At 62.0% G+C, this 455-nt stretch carries 1 protein-coding gene; it reads left to right on the forward strand.

Annotated elements, in window-relative coordinates:
- Positions 1-455 (forward strand): PhoU domain-containing protein (locus tag EZM41_RS03445; RefSeq protein ID WP_274704700.1); only part of this gene is annotated, 455 nt, incomplete at both ends.

The following is a 455-nucleotide window of genomic DNA, read 5'->3' on the forward strand; positions in this document are numbered from 1 at the left end:
TAGCCGATGAGGAAGTTCCCCGTCACCTCACCCACTTCGGCAGAGTTCCCGCAGACAGAAGCGAGGGCACCATAAAGCTGCGAGCGCACCAAGCCTGTCCCCAGATTGCGCTCACCGCTATGAAGTGCTTGTTTGAAGTGATCGCCTCGCGCTGGGAGGGCGTGGCGGTTCGCAAGAGGGCGAGGAGCCCGCCGTCACTCATTGTTGTCGCCTCCACGCACGATCTCCTCTTTGTGGCGAGGACACTTGAGCGCGCCGGGGACCATGTCACCAACATCGCAGAGCGGATCATACTGATCGCCACGGGGAGAAGGGTGCGCGCTTCTGAGCTGCGAAAGGTTGTGGAGCAGCCGAGCGAAAACGCTCCTGAGATTTCTTTGGAAGCCGCCAGGCGCCTCGGACACGACGACGCGAAGATCGGCGACGAGATCTGGGTGGAGATCGCGCCGGAGGAG

Source organism: Acetomicrobium sp. S15 = DSM 107314 (assembly GCF_016125955.1).
GTDB lineage: Bacteria > Synergistota > Synergistia > Synergistales > Thermosynergistaceae > Thermosynergistes > Thermosynergistes pyruvativorans.